Annotated in this window: 11 protein-coding genes; 3 read left to right on the plus strand and 8 right to left on the minus strand. The window is 69.9% G+C overall.

What is annotated here, in order from left to right; genetic code table 11:
* Positions 1-22: 22 nt before the first annotated feature.
* Positions 23-826 (plus strand): DUF3097 domain-containing protein, encoded by an 804-nt coding sequence (locus PV963_RS15050; RefSeq protein WP_274816223.1) that lies wholly within the window; start codon positions 23-25, stop codon positions 824-826.
* A gap of 105 nt (positions 827-931) precedes the next feature.
* On the opposite strand, the gene hemW is transcribed toward PV963_RS15050, so the two are convergent.
* Both hemW and PV963_RS15060 read right to left on the minus strand, forming a co-directional pair.
* On the minus strand, positions 932-2,164 hold the full coding sequence (hemW, locus tag PV963_RS15055) for a radical SAM family heme chaperone HemW (RefSeq protein WP_274816224.1): 1,233 nt from the start codon (positions 2,162-2,164) through the stop codon (positions 932-934).
* Positions 2,165-2,191: 27 nt separating this feature from the next.
* Positions 2,192-4,465, minus strand: coding sequence for a SpoIIE family protein phosphatase (locus tag PV963_RS15060; protein WP_274816225.1), 2,274 nt, complete (start codon positions 4,463-4,465; stop codon positions 2,192-2,194).
* A gap of 192 nt (positions 4,466-4,657) precedes the next feature.
* Between PV963_RS15060 and PV963_RS15065 the strand changes: the two genes are divergently transcribed.
* Positions 4,658-8,656: a HAMP domain-containing protein gene (locus PV963_RS15065; protein WP_425540900.1), complete on the plus strand. Its 3,999-nt coding sequence runs from the start codon at positions 4,658-4,660 to the stop codon at positions 8,654-8,656.
* Positions 8,657-8,817: 161 nt separating this feature from the next.
* Here the strand turns inward: PV963_RS15065 and PV963_RS15070 are convergent, their stop codons facing one another.
* Together PV963_RS15070 and lepA are read right to left on the minus strand one after the other, a co-directional pair.
* Complete coding sequence (locus PV963_RS15070; protein WP_274816227.1) at positions 8,818-10,692, minus strand: AMP-dependent synthetase/ligase; 1,875 nt, start codon at positions 10,690-10,692, stop codon at positions 8,818-8,820.
* Positions 10,693-10,956: 264 nt separating this feature from the next.
* Complete coding sequence (lepA, locus tag PV963_RS15075; protein ID WP_274816228.1) at positions 10,957-12,825, minus strand: translation elongation factor 4; 1,869 nt, start codon at positions 12,823-12,825, stop codon at positions 10,957-10,959.
* 238 nt (positions 12,826-13,063) lie between these two features.
* Here lepA and rpsT point away from each other — a divergent pair, with 238 nt between their 5' ends.
* Positions 13,064-13,330 carry a 30S ribosomal protein S20 gene (rpsT, locus tag PV963_RS15080; protein ID WP_086849999.1) on the plus strand — a complete coding sequence of 89 codons (267 nt, stop codon included), beginning with the start codon at positions 13,064-13,066 and terminating at the stop codon, positions 13,328-13,330.
* Between the two features lie 175 nt (positions 13,331-13,505).
* Here the strand turns inward: rpsT and PV963_RS15085 are convergent, their stop codons facing one another.
* From PV963_RS15085 to PV963_RS15100, 4 genes are all read right to left on the minus strand, one after another.
* Positions 13,506-13,901, minus strand: a complete 396-nt coding sequence (locus PV963_RS15085; protein WP_274816229.1) for a nuclear transport factor 2 family protein — start codon at positions 13,899-13,901, stop codon at positions 13,506-13,508.
* Between the two features lie 195 nt (positions 13,902-14,096).
* A complete protein-coding gene (gene holA, locus PV963_RS15090) occupies positions 14,097-15,086 on the minus strand; it encodes a DNA polymerase III subunit delta (protein ID WP_274816230.1) in 990 nt (329 codons plus the stop codon).
* A gap of 45 nt (positions 15,087-15,131) precedes the next feature.
* Positions 15,132-15,377 carry a hypothetical protein gene (locus PV963_RS15095; RefSeq protein ID WP_274816231.1) on the minus strand — a complete coding sequence of 82 codons (246 nt, stop codon included), beginning with the start codon at positions 15,375-15,377 and terminating at the stop codon, positions 15,132-15,134.
* Positions 15,378-15,419: 42 nt separating this feature from the next.
* Positions 15,420-16,301, minus strand: coding sequence for a YceI family protein (locus PV963_RS15100; protein ID WP_274816232.1), 882 nt, complete (start codon positions 16,299-16,301; stop codon positions 15,420-15,422).
* Positions 16,302-16,488: the final 187 nt, after the last annotated feature.

Below are 16,488 nucleotides of genomic sequence, written 5' to 3' on the forward strand. Positions count from 1 at the left end.
GGCTTTCCCTATCGTCATTCGAATGCGCCAGTACTCGCCCGATCTCACCCCGCCGTGGAAGAAGCCGCAGCAGCCGGTGCCCGAGGTTCCGGCGGAGCCGGGTCTGGTCGTCGAGGAGGCCGGGACCGGCTTCTGCGGCGCGGTGATCCGCTGCGAGGCGGGCACGGTGACACTGGAGGACCGCTTCGGCAAGCACCGGGTGTTCCCCATGGAGCCGCGCGGCTTCCTCCTGGAGGGCAGGGCCGTGACGCTGGTCCGCCCCTCGCCCGCCGGCCCCGCGCGTCCCACCCGCACGGCCTCCGGTTCGGTGGCCGTACCCGGCGCCCGCGCGCGCGTGGCCCGCGCCGGGCGCATCTACGTCGAGGGCCGGCACGACGCCGAGCTGGTCGAGAAGGTCTGGGGCGACGACCTGCGCATCGAGGGCGTGGTCGTGGAGTACCTGGAGGGCGTCGACGACCTGCCGTCCATCGTCGAGTCCTTCGCCCCCGGCCCCGACGCCCGCCTCGGCGTCCTGGTGGACCACCTGGTGCCGGGCAGCAAGGAGTGGCGCATCGCCGAGTCGGTGACGAGCGACCACGCCCTGGTCGTCGGCCACCCCTACATCGACATCTGGGAGGCGGTGAAACCGTCGTCCCTGGGCATCGAGGCGTGGCCCCGGGTTCCTCGCGGCCAGGACTGGAAGACGGGGGTGTGCAGGGCCCTGGGCTGGCCGGAGAACACGGGGGCGGCCTGGCAGCGGATCCTGTCGGGGGTCCGGTCGTACAAGGACCTGGAGCCGGAACTGCTGGGCAGGGTGGAGGAACTGATCGACTTCGTGACGGCCTAGCTGCGGGCATGCGTGCCGCCTGGGGCGGCACCCGTCCCACAGAGAGCGGCACCTGGTCGCGCCGAGTTGCGCATCGCCCCGGCCCCGGCACAGACGCCGAGCACCTCAGTCCACCAGATCACGCACGACCCCGTCCGCCAGCAACCGCCCGCGCAACGTCAGTACAGCCCGCCCCTCCGCATACGGCCCCTCCTGGAGCAGCCCTTCGGACAAGGCCCGCCGAGACGCCGCAAGCCCCTCCTCCCGCAGCAACGACAACGGCACACCTTCCCGCAGCCGCAACTCCAGCAGAATCCGCTCGACCCGCCGGTCCTCCTCCGACAGCACCTCACGCCCGGCCCCAGGCGACCGCCCCGCCGCCAGCGCCCCCGCATACGCCCCGGGATGCTTCACGTTCCACCACCGCACCCCGCCCACATGACTGTGCGCGCCCGGCCCGGCCCCCCACCAGTCGGCCCCCCGCCAGTACAGCTCGTTGTGCAGACACCGCCCCGCCTCCGAGGTCGCCCAGTTCGACACCTCGTACCACTCGAAGCCCGCGCCCGAGAGAACCTCGTCCGCGATCAGATACCGGTCGGCATGCACATCGTCGTCGGTCATCGGCACCTCGCCCCGGCGGATCCGACGCGCCAGCTGCGTCCCCTCCTCGACGATCAGGGCGTACGCGCTGACATGATCCGGCCCGGCCCCCAGCACCGCGTCCAGTGACGCCCGCCAGTCGTCGTCGGACTCCCCCGGCGTGCCGTAGATCAGGTCGAGATTCACATGCTCGAACCCGGCCGCACGAGCCTCGGCCACACACGCCTCCGGCCGTCCCGGCGTGTGCGTGCGGTCCAGCACCTTCAGCACATGCTGCCGCGCACTCTGCATGCCGAACGAGATCCGGTTGAAGCCCCCCTCGCGCAGGGCGGCCAGATACGCCGGATCCACCGACTCCGGGTTCGCCTCCGTCGTGACCTCGGCGTCCTCCGCGAGCCCGAACTCGTCGCGGACGGCCGCAAGCATCCGCACCAGGTCACCGGCATCGAGCAGCGTCGGCGTACCCCCGCCCACGAACACCGTACGAACCGGACGCGGGTCGTCACCCAGCACCTTCCGGGCCAGCCGGACCTCGTCGACCAGCGTCTCGGCGTAGTTGTCACGCGAGGCCAGCACACCACCGGTGCCGCGCAGCTCGGTCGCCGTGTAGGTGTTGAAATCGCAGTAGCCGCAGCGGGTCGCGCAGTACGGAACGTGCAGGTAGAACCCGAGCGGGCGGTCGGCGGCCCCGGCGAGCGCGGACACGGGAAGTGCGCCGTCGTCGGGGACGGGCTCGCCGTCGGGGAGTGCGGAAGGCATACGTTCCATTGTCCAGTACCCGCGCGGTCACTCTGCCTGGAGCACCAGCAGCGCCAGATCGTCGGCCGGGGGCCGCGCCCCGAACTCGTGCACCAGCCGCCTGATCCGCTCGGCTATCAGCTCCGCGTCCAGCCCCGCGCACCCTGCCAGCGCCGTCGCGAGCCCGTCCCCGTCGTCGAACTGGCGGGAGCCGGAGCGGCGCTCGGTCACACCGTCGGTGACGCACAGCAGGGTGTCGCCGGACCGCAGCTCGAAGGTCTCGCTGGTGTACGTGGCGTCCTCGATGACGCCCAGGAGGGTTTGGGGCCGCGCGGCCGTGTGGACCTCGCCGCCCGCCCCGAGCACAAGGGGCAGCGGGTGCCCGGCGGAGGCGACGGTGCAGCGGACGCCGCCGTCGAAGGGGACCAGCTCGCCGTACAACAGGGACAGGAAGCGCGTCTGGGGGCCGTCGCCGGGCGGGGTCGGGCGGGCGCCGGCGGCCACCAGCGCGCGGGCCGCCGCGTCCGCGGCCTCCGTGGCGTCGTCGAGCAGGAGCTGGTTGAGACGGTCGAGGACGTCGGCGACCCGATAGCCCTCACGGGCCAGCAGCCGCAGCCAGGGCCGGGCCAGGCCGATCACGACAGCGGCCTCCGGACCCTTGCCCTGGACGTCGCCGACGGCGAAGCACCAGCGGCCGTCACCGGCCGGGAACAGGTCGTAGAAGTCGCCGCTGGGCCCGCCCTTGTCGCACGGCTCGTAGACGAGGGCGCTGCGGACCCCGGGGATCTCGGCCACGGCGCCGGGCAGCAGTCCGCGCTGGAGTACGGCGCTGATGGTGGCCTGGCGGGCGTACTGGCGGGCGGCGCCGATGGCGAGCGCGACCCGGCGGCTGAGGTCCTCGGCGAGGCCGGTGATCTCGTCGGGGAAGCCGGCGACACCGGACCGTCCGATGACGAGGGTGCCCAGCGGGCGTCCCCCGGCGACGAGCCGGTACGCGAGGGCCGAGCCCGGTTCGCCGGGCTCGTCACCGAGCGCCTCGCCGGGCCAGGGGTAGTCGACCGGCCCGGAACCCGACGGGTCGGACGGGTGCGGCGCGGCCTTCTCCAGGGCCCGGCGCAGCTCCTCGATGCGGTTCTCGCTGCCGTGCCAGACCCGGGCCAGCCGGGGCCCGCCGCTCCAGCCGCCGCCGGTGGCCTCGTCCTCCAGCCACACCGCGCACCAGTCGGCCAGCCGGGGCACGATCAGCTGCCCTGCGAGGGCGGCGACCAGGTCCTCGTCGAGCTGTCCGGCGAGGAGGTCGGAGGCCTCGGCGAGGAAGGAGAGGGCACCGCGGCCCAGCCAGGCACCGTCGCGTCCGTCGCGGCCGTCGCAGTCCTCGTACCGGTCCCGCCAGTCCCGCAGGTCGTGCCAGTCGCGCAGGTCATGGGAGCCGCCAGGGTCATACAGGTCCCTTGAATCGCGCGCGTCCCGCAGGGGATGCCCACCCTGTCGCTCGGTCGCGCCGGCTCTGGCACGCCGCCGGCCCTGCTCCCCCTCCCGGTCGTCCCGTCCGTGGGGCGGTTCCGGCGCCAGGATCTCCGCCATCCTCAGCCCGTGCGCCAGCGCGTGCTCCCCGGCGTACGCCTCGATCTGCTCGGCCGCCGCGCAGCCCCCGGCGGGCAACCGCGCCCATACGGTCTTCCGGCCCGTGCGGTAGGTGATGCCCCAGGCCTCGGAGAGGGCGCCGACGAGCCGCAGGCCGCGCCCGTACTCCGGGGTGTCGTGCGGCGTTTCCGGCTCGCCGCCGCGAGGGGCGCGTGAGGGGTGGTGGTCGGAGACCTCGACGAGGAGCGCGGCCGTGTCCGTGCCGTCGCATTCCAGCCGGCACTCCAGCTCGACGTCGGTGCCGGCGTGCACGACGGCGTTGGTGACCAGTTCGCTGACGACCAGCAGGGCGTCGTCGGCGAGACGGTCGGTGAGGTGCTCGGCGCCGGGCAGGCCGAGCCCGGTCCACTCGGCGAGCGCCGCGCGCACCACGGCGCGGGCGGCCCCCGGGGCGACGGAGCTGCCGGACAGGGTCGCGTACGCCCGCGCGTGCTCCTTCGCAGGCGCCTCGGAAGCGACCCCGACCGCCTCCGAAGCGAGCACCGGTGCCTCCAAAGCGACCACAGGCCCCTCGGAAGCGGGCACCGGCCCCTCGGAAGCGGGCACCGGCGCCTCGCAAGACGATGCACACTCCTCGGAGACAGCCCCCTCGTGCACGGGCACAGGCATCTCCGAAGCGTGGGCAGGCGCCTCTGAGGCACGGGAAGCGGTCTCCCGTTGCGTCGGAATGGCCCCCATGGACAGCTCCCCGGGCAGTTCGTACGAATACGCCACAGTCGATGCCGACAGGGTGACAGACTGGCCACGCCCATAAGCGCCGAGTTACCGAAGTGGGCCGCCATGAGTGAGAACAGTGCTACTCCTGTGGTCGAAGACCGGCACGAAGACGGTCAGATTCGTGCATCCGATCTGCTTCCCCTGCTCGCAGCCATGACAGCGGCACGCGACGGCGACTTCACGAAGGTGCCGGAAACCGGCCACGGGATGGTGGCCGAACTCACCGCGGTCTTCAACCAGATCATGGACCGCAGCGTTCACTTCACGACCGAGGTGCAGCGCGTGAAAAGGGAGCTGGTGCGCCACGGCCGGCTCGACGAGCGGCTCTCGGCCAGTCCGGGGCAGGGCCTGTGGACGTCCCGCGTCAACGACGTGAACCAACTGCTCGACGCCCTGGTCGCCCCGGCGGCGAACGCCGCGCGCGTGCTGGACGCGGTGGCCGGCGGCGATCTGACCCAGCGGGTCGATCTGCACGACGGCACGCGGGAGTTACGCGGCGACCTGCGGCGCCTGGGCCGGGCCGTGAACAAGATGGTGGACCAGCTCTCCCTGTTCACCGGCGAGGTGACGCGGGTCGCGCGCGAGGTCGGGACCGAGGGGCGGCTCGGCGGCCGGGCCAAGGTGCAGGGTCTGTCGGGAAGTTGGCGGGACGTGACGGAGGCCGTCAACACGATGGCGTCCCGGCTGACGGCCCAGGTGCGGGACATCGCGGCGGTCACGACGGCGGTGGCACGCGGCGACCTGACCCGCACGGTCACGGTGGAGGCGACCGGCGAGCTGCTGGAACTGAAGCTGACCGTGAACACGATGGTCGACCAGCTCTCCGCCTTCGCCGACGAGGTCACCCGCGTCGCCCGCGAGGTCGGCACCGAGGGCCAGCTGGGCGGCCGGGCACAGGTCCGGGGCGTCTCCGGGGTCTGGAAGGACCTCACCGACAACGTCAACTTCATGGCGTCGAACCTGACCTCGCAGGTCCGCAACATCGCCCAGGTGACGACGGCCGTGGCCAACGGCGACCTGTCCCAGAAGATCACGGTCGACGCCCGCGGCGAGATCCTGGAGCTCAAGTCGACCATCAACACGATGGTCGATCAGCTCTCCGCCTTCGCCGACGAAGTCACCCGAGTCGCCCGCGAGGTCGGCACGGAAGGCAACCTCGGCGGCCGGGCACAGGTCCGGGGCGTCTCCGGCGTCTGGAAGGACCTCACCGACAACGTCAACTTCATGGCCGACAACCTCACCTCCCAGGTGCGCAACATCGCCCTCGTCTCCACCGCCGTCGCCCAGGGCGACCTCGGCAAGAAGATCACAGTGGAGGCCAAGGGCGAGATCCTGGAGCTGAAGTCCACGATCAACACGATGGTCGACCAGCTCTCCGCCTTCGCCGACGAGGTCACCCGCGTCGCCCGCGAGGTCGGCACCGAGGGCAACCTCGGCGGTCAGGCACAGGTCCGGGGCGTCTCCGGCGTCTGGAAGGACCTCACCGACAACGTCAACTTCATGGCGCTGAACCTGACCTCCCAGGTCCGCAACATCGCCCAGGTCACCACCGCCGTCGCCAACGGCGACCTGTCGAAGAAGATCACGGTCGACGCCCGCGGCGAGATCCTCGAACTCAAGGACACCGTCAACACGATGGTGGAGCAGCTGCGCGCCTTCGCCGACGAGGTCACGCGCGTCGCCCGCGAGGTCGGCACCGACGGCCGGCTCGGCGGCCGGGCGCAGGTGCTGGGCGTCTCCGGTGTCTGGCGGGACCTGACGGACAACGTCAACTCCATGGCCGACAACCTCACCTCCCAGGTGCGCAACATCGCCCAGGTCGCGACGGCCGTGGCGCAGGGCGACCTGTCCCGGAAGATCGACGTGGACGCGCGCGGCGAGATCCTGGAGCTGAAGACCACGATCAACACGATGGTCGACACGCTGTCCTCCTTCTCCTCGGAGGTCACGCGCGTGGCCCGCGAGGTCGGCAGCGAGGGCCAACTCGGCGGCCAGGCCCGGGTCGAGGGCGTCTACGGCACCTGGAAGCGACTGACGACGAACGTCAACGAGCTGGCCTCGAACCTCACCACCCAGGTCCGCGCGATCGCCGAGGTCGCCTCCGCCGTGGCCCAGGGCGACATGTCCCGTTCGATCACGGTCGAGACGCGCGGCGAGGTGGCCGAGCTGAAGGACAACATCAACCTGATGGTGGCCAACCTGCGCGAGACGACCCGCGCGAAGGACTGGCTGGAGTCCAACCTGGCGCGGCTCGCCGCCCTGATGCAGGGCCACCGCGACCTGATGGAGGTCGCCGACCTGATCCTCCGCGAGCTGACCCCGCTGGTGAACGCCCAGTACGGCGCGTTCTACCTGGCCGACCCGGAGCAGGACGGCGCAACGGTCCCCACCAAGGGCCTCGCCTTCATCGCCGGCTACGGCGCCGCCCAGGACGCGACCGTCGAGACCGGCGCCCTCCCGGTGCACGGCCTGGTGGCGCAGGCGGCCCGGGAGAAGAAGCGGATCCTGGTCGAGGGCGCCCCGCCCGACTACATCAAGATCAACAGCGGCCTCGGCGAGGCGGCTCCCACGACGATCGTCATCATCCCGATCCTCTTCGAGGACAGGCTCCTCGGCGTCATCGAACTCGCCTCGTTCTCCCGCTTCTCCGACGTGCACCTGGCCTTCTTCGACCAGTTCGTCAACACCATCGGCGTCGCCATCAACACGATCATCGCCAACTCCCGCACGGAGTCCCTGCTGGGCGAGTCCCAGCGCCTGGCCATGCAGCTCCAGGAGCGCTCGGACGAACTGCAGAAACAGCAGGCCGAGTTGCAGCGCTCCAACGCCGAACTGGAGGAGAAGGCCGCCCTGCTGGCCACGTCCTCGCAGTACAAGTCGGAGTTCCTGGCGAACATGTCGCACGAGCTGCGCACACCGCTGAACTCCCTGCTGATCCTGGCGCGGCTGCTCTCCGACAACCCGGACGGTCATCTCTCGGACCAGGAGGTGCAGTTCGCGACGACGATCCACCGCTCGGGCTCGGACCTGCTCCAGCTGATCAACGACATCCTGGACCTGTCGAAGATCGAGGCGGGCCGGATGGACGTACGCCCCAAGCGATTGCCGGTGATCAAGCTGCTCGACTACGTCCACGCCACGTTCCGCCCGCTCACCATCGACCGGGGGCTGGCCTTCGAGCTGGCGGTCGGCGAGGACGTACCGCGCGAGATGTACTCGGACGAACAGCGGCTCCAGCAGATCCTGCGCAACCTCCTCTCCAACGCGATCAAGTTCACCGCGACGGGCAAGGTCGAGCTGCGGGTCGACCGGGTGAAGGACACCGAGCACCGCTACATCCGGGACACCGATGACGTCATCGCCTTCGCCGTGTCCGACACCGGCATCGGGATCGCGCCGGAGAAACTCCCCGTGATCTTCGAGGCGTTCCAGCAGGCCGACGGCACCACCAACCGCAAGTACGGCGGCACCGGCCTCGGCCTGTCCATCAGCCGGGAGATCGCGGGCCTGCTCGGCGGCCGGATCGTCGCCGAGAGCGAACCCGGCAAGGGCTCGACGTTCACCCTGTACGTGCCTGTCGTGAGCCCCGGTCACACGGCCCCGGGGCCGGCCCTGGACGACCGCCCCGAACCACCACTGCCCCTCCCCCTCCAGCCGTCCACCGCCGGACCGTTCCCGGCCGCGCACGAGACCGACGACACCTGGCCCTCGCCGACCAGGCTGGAGGCGTGGACGTCCGGCAGGCCGGGCCGGATCCTGGCCGGGCGGCGGGTGCTGATCGTCGACGACGACATCCGCAACGTCTTCGCCCTCACCCATGTCCTCGGCCGCGTCGGCATGACCGTGCTGTACGCGGAGAACGGCCGCGAGGGCATCGAGACGCTGGAGCGCAGCCCGGACGTCGAACTGGTCCTGATGGACATCATGATGCCGGAGATGGACGGCTACGAGACGATCTCCGCCATCCGCCGCACCCCGCGCTGGGCGGACCTGCCCATCGTCGCCCTGACCGCGAAGGCGATGCCCGGCGACCGCGAGAAGTCCATCGCCCGCGGCGCCAACGACTACGTGCCCAAGCCGGTGGAGATCGACCGGCTGCTGACGGTCGTCTGCGAACTGCTGAACCCCGGGGACGGGGAAGAGGAAACATGAGCAGCGCGGCCGGCCACCCCGAAGGCGCCGGAACCCGAACGCCTGCGCGCAGAGGCCCAGGACCTACGACGCCGAGTGGATGGAAGCTCTTGGGGGCGCGGGGAACTGCGCGAGCAGCCACAACGAACCCGCAGCCGCCGACGAATCCCCGCGCCGCCCCCTTACGCCTCGCGCGACCCCTCGTACATCTCCTCGATCAGATGCTTGTACTCCCGCTCCACAACCGGCCGCTTCAGCTTCAGACTCGGCGTGATCTCACCGTGCTCCACATCGAGATCCCGCGGCAGCAACCGGAACTTCTTGATCGTCTGCCACCGCTGAAGCCCCTCGTTGAGCTGCTTCACGTACCCGTCGACCATCTCCACCGTGACCGGCGAGGAAACGATCTCCGCGTACGGCTTCCCCTCCAGCCCGTTCTCCTTGGCCCACTCGGTGATGGCGACCTCGTCGAGCGCGATGAGCGCCGTGCAGAAGTTCCGGTCGGCCCCGTGCACCAGGATGTTGGACACGTACGGGCACACCGCCTTGAACTGCCCCTCGACCTCGGCCGGCGCGATGTACTTGCCGCCCGACGTCTTGATCAGGTCCTTCTTGCGGTCGGTGATCCGCAGATACCCGTCGGGCGACAGCTCCCCGATGTCCCCGGTGTGGAACCAGCCGTCCGGCTCCAGCACCTCGGCGGTCTTCTCGGGCAGCTTGTGGTAGCCCTCCATGATGCCGGGGCCGCGCAGCAGGATCTCCCCGTCGTCGGCGATCCGCACCTCCGTGCCGGGCAGCGGCTTGCCGACCGTACCGGTGCGGTAGGCCTCGCCCGGGTTCACGAACGACGCGGCCGAGGACTCGGTCAGGCCGTAGCCCTCCAGGATGTGGATGCCGGCGCCGGAGAAGAAGTACCCGATCTCGGGTGCCAGCGCCGCGGAACCCGAGACGCACGCCCGCAGGTTGCCCCCGAAGGCCTCCCGGATCTTGGCGTACACCAGCGCGTCCGCGACGTTGTGCTTCGCGCCCAGCCCGAACGGCACGGACGCGGTCCCGGTACGCCGGAAGTTGTCCTGGGCCACCTTGGCGTACTCGCGGGCGACCTCCGCGGCCCACTGGAAGATCTTGTACTTGGCCCCGCCGGCCGCGCGGGCCTTCGCGGCGACGCCGTTGTAGACCTTCTCGAAGATGCGCGGCACGGCCGCCATGTACGTCGGCTGCACCACCGGCAGGTTCTCGATGATCTTGTCGACGCGGCCGTCCACGGCGGTGACATGCCCGACCTCGATCTGGCCGGAGGTGAGGACCTTGCCGAAGACGTGCGCGAGGGGCAGCCACAGGTACTGCACGTCCTCGCTGCTGATCAGCCCGGTCGCGGCGATCGCCTTCGCCATGTAGGACCAGTTGTCGTGCGGGAGGCGCACACCCTTGGGGCGGCCTGTGGTGCCGGAGGTGTAGATGAGGGTGGCCAGCTGGTCCTTGGTGATGGCGCCGACCCGCTCCCTGATCAGGTCGGGGTCCTTCTCCAGCCGGGCCGCGCCGCGCTTCTCCAGCTCGTCCAGGGTGAGGATCCAGTCGGCGGTCTCGACCCCGGCCGGGTCGATGACCACGACGTGGGTCAGGTCGATCAGCTCGGCGCGCTTCTCCTGCGCCTTGGCCAGCTGCTCGACGTTCTCCGCGATGAGCACCCGGCTCTCGGAGTCCGACAGGATGTACGCCGACTCCTCGGCGTTGGTCTGCGGGTAGACCGTGGTCGTCGCGGCGCCGGCGCACATGATGCCGAGGTCGGCGAGGATCCACTCGATGCGGGTGCTGGAAGCGAGGGCGACGCGCTGCTCGGGCTGCACGCCCAGCTCGATGAGCCCGGCCGCGATGGCGTGGATCCGCTCGGCGGCCTGCGCCCAGCTCAGTGACTTCCACTCGTCCGGCCCCTGCCCGGAGGACGCGGGCACCGGATACCGGTAGGCCTCGGCGTCCGGCGTGGCCGCCACGCGCTCCAGGAAGAGGCTCGCCACGGACGGCGGACGGTTCTCGATCAGTGTCTGTGTGTCGCTCACGACATCCTCCGGGCCCGCGACAGTGCGGCTGGCTCAGGTGCGGCTGGTTTTCACTCACGAGCTGCTGTTCGCGAGCTGTTGTTTAACTCACGAGTAACTATCGAGCAGGGATCAGAGTAAAGGTCGACCGGCCGCTGCGTAAGGGTCCGCGGCCTGTCACTTCCTACAGAGAGCTACCCCGCATACGCACAGGGGCCCGCCGCACTTTCGCACGACGCGCCCCTGTTCTACCCGGTTTGCGGTGTAACCCGCGGTAACCCGTGATTACTTCTTGCCCTTGCCCGACCCCGCACTGTCATCGCTCGACAGGACGGCGATGAACGCCTCCTGCGGAACTTCCACGGAACCCACCATCTTCATCCGCTTCTTGCCCTCCTTCTGCTTCTCCAGCAGCTTCCGCTTACGGGAGATGTCACCGCCGTAGCACTTGGCGAGGACGTCCTTGCGGATGGCGCGGATGGTCTCGCGGGCGATGACCCGGGAGCCGATGGCGGCCTGGACCGGCACCTCGAAGGCCTGCCGCGGGATGAGCTCCTTGAGCTTGGCGACGAGCCGCACGCCGTAGGCGTACGCCTGGTCCTTGTGGGTGATCGCCGAGAAGGCGTCGACCTTGTCGCCGTGCAGCAGGATGTCGACCTTGACCAGGCTGGAGGTCTGCTCGCCGGTGGGCTCGTAGTCGAGGGAGGCGTAACCGCGGGTCTTGGACTTCAGCTGGTCGAAGAAGTCGAAGACGATCTCGGCGAGCGGGAGGGTGTAGCGGATCTCGACCCGCTCCTCGGAGAGGTAGTCCATGCCGAGCAGGACACCGCGCCGGGTCTGGCACAGCTCCATGATCGAGCCGATGAACTCGCTGGGCGCCAGGATGGTGGCCCGCACGACCGGCTCGTAGACCTCCGAGATCTTGCCCTCGGGGAACTCGCTCGGGTTGGTGACCGTGTGCTCGCTGCCGTCCTCCATGAGGACGCGGTAGACCACGTTCGGGGCGGTCGCGATCAGGTCGAGACCGAACTCGCGCTCAAGCCGCTCCCGGATCACGTCCAGGTGCAGCAGGCCGAGGAAACCGACGCGGAAGCCGAAGCCCAGGGCGGCGGAGGTCTCCGGCTCGTAGACCAGCGCGGCGTCGTTGAGCTGGAGCTTGTCGAGGGCCTCGCGCAGCTCCGGGTAGTCCGAGCCGTCCAGGGGGTAGAGGCCGGAGAACACCATCGGCTTGGGGTCCTTGTACCCGCCGAGCGCCTCCTGGGCCCCCTTGTACTGGCTGGTGACGGTGTCACCGACCTTGGACTGGCGGACGTCCTTCACGCCGGTGATCAGATAGCCCACCTCGCCGACGCCCAGGCCGTCGGCCGACAGCATCTCCGGCGAGTTGGTGCCGATCTCCAGCAGCTCGTGCGTGGCGCCCGTGGACATCATCTTGATGCGCTCGCGCTTGTTGAGCTGCCCGTCGATGACACGGACGTACGTCACCACGCCCCGGTAGGAGTCGTAGACGGAGTCGAAGATCATGGCACGCGCGGGGGCGTCCTTCACGCCGACCGGGGCCGGGACCTGCTCGACGACCTTGTCCAGCAGCGCCTCGACACCGAGCCCGGTCTTGGCGGACACCTTGAGCACGTCGTCGGGCTCGCACCCGATGAGGTGGGCGAGCTCCTCGGCGAACTTCTCCGGCTGCGCGGCCGGCAGGTCGATCTTGTTCAGCACGGGGATGATCGTGAGGTCGTTCTCCATCGCCAGGTACAGGTTGGCGAGGGTCTGCGCCTCGATGCCCTGGGCGGCGTCGACCAGGAGGATGGTGCCCTCACAGGCGGCGAGCGATCGCGAGACCTCGTAGGTGAAGTCGACGTGCCCCGGGGTGTCGATCATGTTCAGGATGTGCGTGTTGCTCTTGTCGTGGGACGGGGCCCACGGGAGCCGCACCGCCTGGGACTTGATCGTGATGCCGCGCTCACGCTCGATGTCCATGCGGTCGAGGTACTGAGCACGCATCTGCCGCTGCTCGACCACTCCGGTCAGCTGGAGCATCCGGTCGGCGAGCGTGGACTTGCCGTGGTCGATGTGCGCGATGATGCAGAAGTTGCGGATCAGAGCCGGGTCGGTACGGCTCGGCTCGGGCACATGGCTAGGGATCGCGGGCACGCAGGGTCCTGATTCTTGAGGCGTCCGCAGTGTCTGCGGTCTCGGGTCGGATCGATACGTAGCCTCCATGGTCCCACGGGTGGGGACCATGGACGGGTTTGGGCCATGAATGAGCCCGCTGGTACCGTGGGGGGCTGTGCCTCATGCCCTCTCGCAGGAGGCACTCCTCAAGAAATCACCCGGTACAGACCGTGCGGCACCCGTGCGGCCCCGTGCCAGAACCTGAGAAGGCTCATTCGTGGCGAACATCAAGTCCCAGATCAAGCGGATCAAGACCAACGAGAAGGCGCGGCTGCGCAACAAGGCCGTCAAGTCCTCCCTCAAGACCGCGATCCGCAAGGCCCGTGAGGCTGCTGCCGCGGGTGACGCCGAGAAGGCCACCGAGTACCAGCGCGCTGCCGCGCGTCAGCTCGACAAGGCCGTCTCGAAGGGCGTCATCCACAAGAACCAGGCTGCCAACAAGAAGTCGGCGCTGGCTCAGAAGGTCGCCGCGCTCAAGGGCTGACATCTGATGTGACGCCGGAGGGAATCGAGCGGGCCCTCTCTCATCCGCTCCCGTCCGGCACCCCTCGGGTCCGCGCGCGGCCTGCGTTCGCCACGCGGGCGCGGATCCAGCAGCTTGAAGCGAAGGCCGGGCGCCCTCCTGTTCCCCATGGGAGGGCACCCGGCCTTCGGCCTGTTCAGGACCAGAATTCGTTGTTCTTGTCGATGTCCTCGACACACTCGTCGATGTCGGTGAACTTGTCTCCGACGATCCGGAAGATGAGGCATCCGGTGTCGTCCAGGCGCTTGCCGTTGCGCTCGGCAGTGAAGCGGGTCATGCCGACCGCGTGGCCGCGTCCGTCGACAGCGGTGCCGATCAGTTCGGCACGCGCCGTCCCGTTGGTCTCCGCGCCGAGCCGCTCGTACATCTCGATGATCGAGTCAACCCCTTTGAAGTCGCCCGACAACGGGTGATCTCCGGGTACGTGGTGTGTGGCGTCCCCGGCGATCAGCCCGCGCAAGGTGTCCATGTCACCGCGCGAGAAGGCCTCGAATCCCTTGCGGACCAGCGCTGCGTGCGGGTGTTCAGCCATGTCCTTCGCCACCTCTCCATCACTGGGCGAGTACGGCTGACTCTCCCGATTCTCCCTCCGGACGGCTCTCGCGGCACAGTGAGAAACCCGGGTGAACACGGCGCCTGGTTCCGTGACAGCGAGGGGAACCTGCTGGGGATCGGGGAGCCGGTCTTGTGAGCGGAAGGTGATTGGGGGCTATGGGGCCTGCCGGGATTACCCCCGGCCCCTGGACCGCGCCGCCCGCGCGATGGTGACCACCGCCTTCTCCAGGGCGTACCCGGGATCGTCCCCGCCGCCCTTCACTCCCGCATCCGCCTCGGCCACCGCCCGCAGCGCCACGGCCACCCCGTCCGGAGTCCAGCCCCGCATCTGCTGCCGCACCCGGTCGATCTTCCACGGCGGCATGCCCAGCTCCCGGGCGAGATCGGCCGGCCGGCCGCCCCGCGCCGACGACAGCTTCCCGATCGCCCGGACGCCCTGCGCCAGCGCACTCGTGATCAACACCGGCGCCACCCCGGTCGACAGCGACCAGCGCAACGCCTCCAGCGCTTCCGCCGCCCGCCCCTCGACCGCCCGGTCGGCGACCGTGAAGCTCGACGCCTCGGCCCGGCCCGTGTAGTACCGCCCGACGATCGCCTCGTCGATCGTCCCCTCGACATCCGCGACCAGCTGCGAAACCGCCGACGCCAGCTCCCGCAGATCGCTCCCGATCGCGTCGACGAGCGCCTGGCACGCCTCCGGCGTGGCGGACCTGCCCGTCGCCCGGAACTCCTGCCGTACGAACGCCAGCCGGTCCGCCGGCTTCGTCATCTTCGGGCAGGCCACCTCGCGCGCCCCAGCCTTGCGCGCCGCGTCGAGCAGCCCCTTGCCCTTGGCCCCGCCCGCGTGCAGCAGCACCAGGGTGATCTCCTCGGCGGGCGCCCCGAGATACGCCTTCACGTCCTTGATCGTGTCGGCCGACAGGTCCTGCGCATTGCGTACGACGACGACCTTGCGCTCCGCGAAGAGCGAGGGACTCGTCAGCTCGGCGAGCGTGCCGGGCTGCAACTGGTCCGGGGACAGGTCCCGTACGTCCGTGTCGGCGTCGGTGGCCTTCGCGGCGGCCACCACCTCCTGCACGGCACGGTCGAGCAGCAGCTCCTCCTGGCCCACGGCGAGCGTCAGCGGGGCGAGAGGGTCGTCATTCGCAGTCTTCCTGGCCATCGCGACAAGCATCCCACGCGGCACTGACAACGGGTCCCGAAGGGCTTACGGCTCCTCCCGCCACCCGTCCCACTCCCCCGCGAACCGGTCCAGCTCCCCGGGATCCAGCCGCTCTTCCTCGTCCCTCAGGACGACCAGCCACTGCGCGTCCTCGGCATCGTCCTCGCCGGCCAGCGCGTCCCGCACGAGCTGCGGCTCCTCGACGACGCCGAAGCGCTCCGGGAGCGCCTGCGCCACTTCTTCCGCCGCGTCCCTGTCGGGCAGCACCAGCACATGTCGTACATCACTCACGCCGGCCATTGTCCGACACCCCACCGCGGCCGAACCGCCGGCTCAGCTCTTGCGGACGACCTGCACATCGAGGTCGACCTTGATGCTCGGTCCCACCACCGCGATGCCACGGGCCAGCATCGTCTGCCAGCTCACCGTGAAGTCGTCCCGGTGCAGTTCGGTCGTGGCCCGGCAGGCCGCCCGCACCTCGCCCTCCATGCCGTTGCCCAGCCCCAGGTACTCCGTGTCCAGCGTGACCGTCCGCGTCACGCCGTGCAGCGACAGCGCCCCCGTCACGGCCCACCGGTTCCCGCCCTTGTGCACGAACCGTTCGCTGTAGAACTCGAGGGTCGGGAACTTCGCGACGTCCAGGAAGTCCGCCGACCGCAGGTGGTCGTCGCGCATCCTCATGTTGGTGTCGATGGACGCCGCGTCGATCACCACGTGCATCGCCGAATGCTCCAGCGGCTCGGTGATCCGTATGACTCCCGCGAAGGACTTGAACTGTCCGTGGATCCGGGCCAGTCCGATGTGCCGCGCGGTGAAGCCGATCGAGGAGTGCGCCGACTCGATCTCCCAGTCGCCGGGCTCCGGCAGCTCCGGCGGCCGGGCCACCTGGAGCGTCACGTCACCGAGCGACGCGAGCGAGTTCTCGGCGACCTGCGTGGTCGCCCGGTACGGCGTGTACCCCTCCGCCGACACGGCGAGCCGGTACTCCCCAGCGGGCACCGTCGTCACGAACGCCCCGAACGGATCCGCTCCCCCGCTGACCACCGGACGCCCCATGGCGTCGGTGAGCGCGAACTCCGCGTGTCTGACCGGTTCGTTGACCGGGTCGAGCGCCCGGCAGGCCAGCACCCCGGCGCTCGGCGGCATCGGCACCGCCGCCAGGGGGCTCGTCCGTTGCACCCGATTGGTTCGGCTTCCCAGCCAGCGGCCGATCATCTGGACACCTCGCGCGACTCGAAGTCAGCTGTTTGATCACTCTTCACCGAGGAGGCATTCGACCACCGATGAGGCTTTCGAGGCAACACGGGACCACATCACGGGAATCCAGCACTTGTGCTGGGACTACGCACGAGTAGCACCATGTGGGCCAAGTGGGGTTCCTGGCCCCTCCGCCCCTTCCACC

This window comes from Streptomyces coeruleorubidus (assembly GCF_028885415.1).
GTDB classification, from domain to species: domain Bacteria; phylum Actinomycetota; class Actinomycetes; order Streptomycetales; family Streptomycetaceae; genus Streptomyces; species Streptomyces coeruleorubidus_A.

What these genes read in the sequence shown, in the direction of transcription:
- PV963_RS15050 (WP_274816223.1), top strand. Translation starts at nt 23, where the DNA reads ATGCGCCAGTACTCGCCCGATCTCACCCCGCCGTGGAAGAAGCCGCAG.
- hemW (WP_274816224.1), bottom strand. Translation starts at nt 2,164, where the DNA reads ATGCCTTCCGCACTCCCCGACGGCGAGCCCGTCCCCGACGACGGCGCA.
- PV963_RS15060 (WP_274816225.1), bottom strand. Translation starts at nt 4,465, where the DNA reads ATGGGGGCCATTCCGACGCAACGGGAGACCGCTTCCCGTGCCTCAGAG.
- PV963_RS15065 (WP_425540900.1), top strand. Translation starts at nt 4,658, where the DNA reads ATGACAGCGGCACGCGACGGCGACTTCACGAAGGTGCCGGAAACCGGC.
- PV963_RS15085 (WP_274816229.1), bottom strand. Translation starts at nt 13,901, where the DNA reads ATGGCTGAACACCCGCACGCAGCGCTGGTCCGCAAGGGATTCGAGGCC.
- holA (WP_274816230.1), bottom strand. Translation starts at nt 15,086, where the DNA reads ATGGCCAGGAAGACTGCGAATGACGACCCTCTCGCCCCGCTGACGCTC.
- PV963_RS15100 (WP_274816232.1), bottom strand. Translation starts at nt 16,301, where the DNA reads ATGATCGGCCGCTGGCTGGGAAGCCGAACCAATCGGGTGCAACGGACG.